Annotated in this window: 5 protein-coding genes and 1 tRNA gene; 4 read left to right on the top strand and 2 right to left on the bottom strand. The window is 60.1% G+C overall.

Annotation, left to right across the window (positions count from 1 at the left end):
- The coding region (locus VF672_RS09695; protein ID WP_331104095.1) for an OFA family MFS transporter at positions 1–1560 on the bottom strand (1560 nt) is incomplete at its 3' end.
- Between the two features lie 328 nt (positions 1561–1888).
- On the opposite strand from VF672_RS09695, the gene VF672_RS09690 reads away from it, so the two are divergent.
- From VF672_RS09690 to VF672_RS09675, 4 genes are all read left to right on the top strand, one after another.
- On the top strand, positions 1889–4117 hold the full coding sequence (locus VF672_RS09690) for an AsmA family protein (RefSeq protein WP_331104093.1): 2229 nt from the start codon (positions 1889–1891) through the stop codon (positions 4115–4117).
- Positions 4118–4334: 217 nt separating this feature from the next.
- Positions 4335–5402, top strand: a complete 1068-nt coding sequence (mutY, locus tag VF672_RS09685) for an A/G-specific adenine glycosylase (protein WP_331104091.1) — start codon at positions 4335–4337, stop codon at positions 5400–5402.
- Positions 5399–5671 (top strand): oxidative damage protection protein, encoded by a 273-nt coding sequence (locus VF672_RS09680; RefSeq protein ID WP_331104089.1) that lies wholly within the window; start codon positions 5399–5401, stop codon positions 5669–5671. Before mutY ends, VF672_RS09680 begins: the two co-directional genes overlap by 4 nt.
- Positions 5672–5773: 102 nt before the next feature.
- A tRNA-Phe gene (locus tag VF672_RS09675) sits at positions 5774–5849 on the top strand.
- 242 nt (positions 5850–6091) lie between these two features.
- Here the strand turns inward: VF672_RS09675 and VF672_RS09670 are convergent.
- Positions 6092–6511, bottom strand: a complete 420-nt coding sequence (locus VF672_RS09670; protein WP_331104087.1) for a glycine zipper domain-containing protein — start codon at positions 6509–6511, stop codon at positions 6092–6094.
- Positions 6512–6939 lie beyond the last annotated feature (428 nt).

The raw sequence follows: 6939 nt of genomic DNA, 5'->3' as shown, positions 1-6939 counted from the left end.
TGGATCGGCTTTCCATTCCAGCGAGGTGCTGTGATCAGCGCCGGCATCGTGACCGATGGCTTGTTCAGCCTTCAATTGCTCGTCGGTCATGAAGTATTTGTCGGCCACCGGACGCACCAGCAGGTTGCAGATGAAGCCCAGCACCAGCAGACCCGCGAGGATGTACAAAGTGATGTCATAAGCATCGGCACGTGCAACGCCGTGGCTCAACTGATACTCACGCAGGTAGTTCACCAGTACCGGACCGAGCACACCCGCCGCAGCCCATGCGGTCAACAGGCGACCGTGGATCGCGCCTACCATTTGCGTGCCGAACAGGTCAGCCAGATAAGCCGGAACGGTTGCGAAACCACCGCCGTACATCGACAGCACGACGCAGAACGCCGCCACGAACAGCGCGACGCTGCCCAGGTGACCCAACGTCGGCACCGACGCGTAGAGCAAAAAGCCCAGCGCGAAGAACACGAAGTAGGTCGCTTTACGGCCAATGTAGTCCGAGAACGATGCCCAGAAGAACCGGCCACCGATGTTGAACAGGCTCAGCAGCCCGGTGAAGCCCGCGGCGATCGCGGCGATGGCCGCCAGTTGCGATGCGTCCAGTTGCGTGAAGCCCTGATCGGTGCCCAGCAGCTTGCCGCCAAACACTTCCTGCAGCAGAGGCGAAGCCATGCCGAGGATGCCGATACCCGCCGAAACGTTCAGGCACAGCACCAGCCAGACCAGACGGAACTGAGGCGTCTTCCAGGCCACACTCACGTGGACGTGGCGGTTGGTGATCATCGCGCTGTTGGCCTTCTTCGCCGGAGCGGTCCAGCCTTCAGGTTTCCAGCCGGTAGGCGGAACGCGGTACGACAGTGCGCCGCCTATCATGAAGACGAAGTAAATCACCGCCATGACCACGAAGCTCTGCCAGACACCTACGCTGTCAGGCGTTGCGAAATGGCTCATCAATGCAGTGGCCAGCGGAGCGCCAACCATTGCGCCACCACCGAAACCCATGATCGCCATGCCGGTCGCCATGCCGCGCTTGTCCGGGAACCACTTGATCAGCGTCGAGACCGGCGAGATATAACCCAGGCCCAGACCGATACCGCCGATCACGCCCGAGCCGATCCACATCAGCCAGATCTGGTGCGTATAAACGCCCAGCGCCGAAATCAGCAGACCGCCACACCAGCACAGTGCCGAGACGACACCGGCCTTGCGTGGGCCTGCGTGTTCCAGCCAGCCACCCCAGATGGCTGCAGAGCAACCCAGGAAGATGAAGAACAGCGTGTAGATCCAGCCGAGCATGGAGATCGGCCAGTCGCAACTGGACGAGAAAACTTGCTCGAAGAAACCCATGTCAGCCGGGCAGGCGACAGCGGTCTTGATGCCGATTGCCTTGGACAGCGGCAGCCAGAACACCGAGAAGCCGTAGGCCATGCCGATGCACAGGTGGATTGCCAATGCGGCGGGTGGAACCAGCCAGCGGTTGAAACCGCTTTTGGCGATGATGCGCTCTTTGGACAAGAACGCAGGCTGAGCGGAGGTACCGCCCAGAGCAGTGCTCGTAGTCATTTGATTGTTGCCCCCAATTTATAGTTGTATCCCGCAAGAACAGCGACACTTGCTCCGCCACCACTCTTCAAGCACGCAGGCTTAGGTGGTTTATCGGCAGACAATCTCTTTACGTGACAATTCGACGCAGCGAGGCTGGCGAACGGCGCGAGATTACCATTTACGGCTTAAAAGAAAGCACTCTGCTACTACCTTTTTTGTGCCGTCTGTCACCGTGCAGCGCTCCGTAATTTCGGTCGGCGTGTCGGCGGCGATCCAAAACCCGGTGCTTGCGTGAGAACGTTATACTCGCGGGCTAATTTGAACGACTCGATACAAGGACTCGCCCATGAAAGCGTTCGGCAAAATCCTGGGGCTCACCCTTCTCGGGCTGTTGCTGATCATCGTGGCTCTTGGCTTTGCCTTGACCCATCTGTTTGATCCCAACGACTACAAAGACGAGATTCGGAAACTGGTTCGCGATCGCGCCCATGTCGAGCTGACGCTCAATGGCGATATCGGCTGGAGCCTGTTTCCCTGGCTGGGGCTGGAGCTGCACGACGCCAGCGTCGCCACCTTGAGCGAGCCGACCAAACCCTTTGCCGACTTGCAGATGCTCGGGCTTTCCGTGCGCGTGCTGCCACTGTTGCGCAAGGAAGTGCAGATGAGCGACGTGCGGGTCGAGGGCCTGAACCTGACGCTGACCCGCGACGAAAACGGCCACGGCAACTGGGAAGACATCGGCAAAGTGCCGGCGTCCCCGGCCAATCCTGCCCAGCCGCCCGCCACGCCGGAGTCGCCCGCCGACACCGCAGCGGCCAAGCCCGACAAGCCGTGGCAGCCGCTCAAGCTGGACATCGACAGCCTGACCGTGAACAACGCGCGCATCGATTTCAACGACATTCCCAAGGCTCGGCAATTCACCGCCGAGAGCATTCAGCTGAGCACCGGCCCGATCCACAACGCGACCGATATCCCGCTGAAACTGACCGCGTTTCTGAGCACCAACCAGCCCGTCGTGCGGACCAAAACCGAACTGACCGGCAAGCTGCGTTTTGATCGCGTGCTCAAGCGCTATCAGCTCGACGACATGCGCTTCACTGGCGAAGCGGCGGGCGATCCGCTGCAGGGCAAGACGCTGACGTTCTCGGCCCAGGGCCAGTTGCTGGCAGACATGTCCGCGAACGTCGCTGAATGGACGAACATGAAACTGTCCGCCAATCAGCTGCGCGCCATTGGCGAGCTGCATGTGCGTGACCTGGACAAGACGCCGCAGCTCACGGGTGGCATCTCGATTGCGCAATTCAACCTGCGCGACTTCCTCGACAACATCGGCCAGCCTGTGCCGGCCCTTGGCGATGGCAGCTTGAACAAGCTGGAACTGGTCACCCGCATCGCGGCGACGCCCAACAGCCTGTCGCTGGATGACCTCACGGTGAAGCTCGACGAGAGCACCATCACCGGCCACCTCGCCGTGGAAGATTTCGCCAAGCAGTCCCTGCGCCTTCAGCTCAAGGCCGATACGTTCAACGCCGACCGCTACCGCAAGCCCGAAGGCGAACAAGCGAAGAGTGCGGGCGCGGCGCGTAGATCAGAAGTTCAGGGGGCCGAGGCCGAAGCGATGGTCGCATCGGGCACCTCGCCTCTGCCGAACCAGCCGACCCAGGGTGCCTGGAGTGACGCGAAGCTGCTGCCGCTTGAGCGCCTGCGCAAACTGGATGTCGACGCCGACCTGACCTTCGGCAAGCTGACCCTGGAGAAACTGCCGATCCAGAATGCGGCGCTGAAAACCAAGGCACTGGACGGCGTGATCACGGTCGATAGCCTGCGCGGCGATCTGTACAACGGTAACTTTGAAGTCAAAGGCAATCTCGACGCACGTCCCGAGGTGCCGCTGGCAAGCGTTCAGACGCGTATCGCCAAGGTGCCTGTGGAGCATTTCATCCAGAGTCAGGGCACCACGCCGCCTCTGCGCGGCCTGCTCAACCTCACCAGCGACGTGACCGCCACAGGCAACAGCGAGAAGGCGCTGGTCGAAAGCCTGAACGGCACCGCGAGCTTTGCCCTGAACGACGGCGTGCTGGTCAATGCCAACCTTGAGCAGCAGCTTTGCCGCGGGATCTCGACGCTCAATCGCAAGACGTTGAGTGGTGAACCGCGCGGCAAGGACACGCCGTTCCAGCAGCTGAATGGCAATCTGGCGTTCCGCAATGGCGTGGCCAGCAACCCGGACCTGAAAGTCCGCACTCCTGGCCTGACCGTCAACGGTGACGGCGACATTGACCTGCGGGTTCTGGGAATGAACTACCGGGTTGGCGTGATCATCGAAGGCGACAAGAGCGACATGCCGGACCCTGCCTGCGAAGTGAACCCTCGCTTTGTCGGGATCGAATGGCCGGTCCTCTGCCGCGGCCCGCTGGAGATGGGCGCCAAGGCCTGCCGCCTTGATAACGAAGGCTTGGGTAAGGTTGCCGCGAAACTGGCTGGCGACCGCATTGGCGACAAGATCGATGAAAAGCTGGGAGACAAGGTCAGTCCCGAGCTTAAAGATGCGATCAAGGGATTGTTCAAGCGTTAAACCCACGTGCAGGGCGCTGCGCAGCTAATTTGCAGGAGCGAGTTCTCGCGAAGAAGCGGGTACAGCCGCTGAGCTTTCAGCGGCTGGAATGCAGTCTTCGTGAGCAAGCTCACCCCCACAGGTATCGTCTTTGCTGCGTGACTGCGCGGCAGGCTGGACAACCGGACATCTGCTGCACACAACGATGCAATCCAACTCTTTATCACCGGAACCCTTGATGCAACCCGAGCAGTTCTCCTCCGCCGTTCTCGACTGGTACGACCGTCACGGACGCCACGATCTCCCTTGGCAACACGACATCACCCCGTACCGCGTGTGGGTGTCGGAAATCATGCTGCAGCAAACCCAGGTCAGCACCGTGCTGGGTTATTTCGACACGTTCATGCAGGCGTTGCCCACGGTGCAAGCCCTGGCCGAGGCGCCGGAAGATGAGGTTCTGCATCTCTGGACCGGACTGGGTTATTACACCCGCGCGCGCAACCTGCAGAAAGCCGCAAAAATTGTGGTGGCCGAGCACGGCGGTGAGTTCCCCCGCGACGTGGAGAAGCTCGTCGAGCTGCCCGGTATCGGCCTTTCGACAGCAGGCGCGATTGCCAGCATCAGCATGGGCCTGCGCGCGCCAATCCTGGACGGTAACGTCAAGCGCGTGCTCGCCCGCTTCACTGCACAGGAAGGCTACCCGGGCGAACCCAAGGTGGCTAAGCAGATGTGGGCCACGGCCGAGCGCTACACGCCGCACAGCCGGGTCAATCACTACACCCAGGCGATGATGGACCTGGGCGCCACGCTATGCACCCGGACTAAACCCAGCTGCCTGCTCTGCCCGCTTGAACGCGGCTGCGAAGCGCATATGCTCGGTCAGGAAACCCGCTATCCCATCCCTAAACCGCGCAAGGTCGTGCCACAGAAACGCACGCTGATGCCGATTTTCGCTAATGGTGAGGGCGCGATTCTGCTCTATCGCCGCCCCTCGACCGGGTTATGGGGCGGGCTGTGGAGCTTGCCGGAACTGGACGACTTCAACGACGTGCAGCACCTGGCCGACCAGCACGCCTTTGAGTTGGGCGAGCATCAAGCCCTTCCGGGCCTGATTCACACCTTCAGCCACTTTCAGCTGACCATCGAACCCTGGCTGGTCCGTGTCCGCGCGTCCGCCCATCACGTGGCCGAGGACGACTGGCTCTGGTATAACCTCGCCACCCCGCCGCGCCTGGGCCTTGCCGCCCCGGTGAAGAAACTGCTGAAAAACGCAGCCGACGTATTGAATGCAGGAGAGTCCTCATGACCCGCACCGTGATGTGCCGCAAGTACAAAGAAGAATTGCCTGGCCTGGATCGTCCTCCGTATCCGGGCGCCAAAGGTGAAGACATCTACAACCATGTCTCCCAGAAAGCCTGGGGCGACTGGCAGAAACACCAGACCCTGCTGATCAACGAGCGCCGCCTGAACATGATGAACGCCGAAGATCGCAAATTCCTGCAGACCGAGATGGACAAATACTTGTCCGGCGAGGAATACGCCAAGGCTGACGGCTACGTTCCACCGTCCGAATAACCCTTCGCAAACGGTGTCCGTCGTAAGCGGAGGAAATAATTCAGATTTTTTTCAACAGCATGCTTGACGACCTTCTGAAAAACACGTTTAATGCGCCCCGTTGCCCAGATAGCTCAGTCGGTAGAGCAGGGGATTGAAAATCCCCGTGTCGGCGGTTCGATTCCGTCTCTGGGCACCACCTTTCGTTTTCAGGTGATGCCAAGCACAACTGAAAACACACAAGAAGCCCGCCTCGTGCGGGCTTTTTGCTTTTCTTGGTTCCCCACCGTTTCCCTCTAAGCCCGGTTAGATGTGAATTGCTTCGTGAGCTCAGAGCTGTATATGCGTGAAGACGCCGAAGTGGTGGCCGACGTCTCCGACAAACGCGCGTGTGTCGTCGCTCAAATCGCTCGATTGGCGGTATGGGGGCAGATCGCCAGGCTATCGATCATGCCTATTTTTCTTGTGTCCATGTCGCTTGCCGTGCGATCGATTGTCGCCGCCGTCATCTGCCAGGTTGCTACCAACTGCGCCTCCGGCAGCGCCGCCCAAGCCGGCACCTATGGTTGACCCTGTTGAGCCACCCAACTGGTTACCAATGACAGACCCGCCCGCTGATCCCAGCCCCCCGCCGATAGCCGCTTCGGTCTTGCTTCCCCTTTTGGCGCCTAAAGCTCCGCCAGCGGCTCCGCCTACACCAGCACCAACCGCCGCGCCGGTGCTTCCACCCATTTGCTGTCCAATGACATTCCCGAGCGCGCCGCCTATGCCTCCGCCCACTGCGGATGTTCCATCCCCAGCCGCCAGCGCGCATTGAGTGCCAAGCATTCCTAAAAGCAGTACCGGTATAGTTATTCGCATGGATTCAATCTCAAGTAGGTGAAGTAGTCTCTCGGAGAAGCATCGAGCAGGACTAAAACAACGGTGCTGGACTGGGCTAGGGGAGATTCAACTCAGAGTATGTCCAGCGGGAAGCTCATACCCACACATCGGCTGCCGTGGATAAATCTTGATAGGTTAGAACTACTGGCGGGTGGCCAACGCCGGGATGGACAGGCACAAAAGATTCAACATAAACACCGAAAAACCCCTGCATCGAAAGATTCAGGGGTTTTTTATTGAGCAAGATTTATTAACATCGTTGACCCGAGCCGACCAAGGAGCCCGTCATGGCATCTGTGAGCAAGCAACAGAAACGCGCCAAGCGCGCCAAGACCAAAGCCAAGGAGCAGCGTGTCGCCCGCCAGCACCCGCAGACGCCCAACCCGATCGTCCCGGATTACTTCATG

Source organism: Pseudomonas sp. (genome assembly GCF_036387035.1).
Classification (GTDB): domain Bacteria; phylum Pseudomonadota; class Gammaproteobacteria; order Pseudomonadales; family Pseudomonadaceae; genus Aquipseudomonas.
Note: the sequence above shows the minus strand (reverse complement) of the source record. Positions and strands in the feature narration are given on the sequence as shown.

Excerpts from the sequence above, each read along its gene's own strand:
- VF672_RS09690 (WP_331104093.1), top strand. The coding sequence starts at position 1,889 with ATGAAAGCGTTCGGCAAAATCCTGGGGCTCACCCTTCTCGGGCTGTTG.
- mutY (WP_331104091.1), top strand. The coding sequence starts at position 4,335 with ATGCAACCCGAGCAGTTCTCCTCCGCCGTTCTCGACTGGTACGACCGT.
- VF672_RS09680 (WP_331104089.1), top strand. The coding sequence starts at position 5,399 with ATGACCCGCACCGTGATGTGCCGCAAGTACAAAGAAGAATTGCCTGGC.
- VF672_RS09670 (WP_331104087.1), bottom strand. The coding sequence starts at position 6,511 with ATGCGAATAACTATACCGGTACTGCTTTTAGGAATGCTTGGCACTCAA.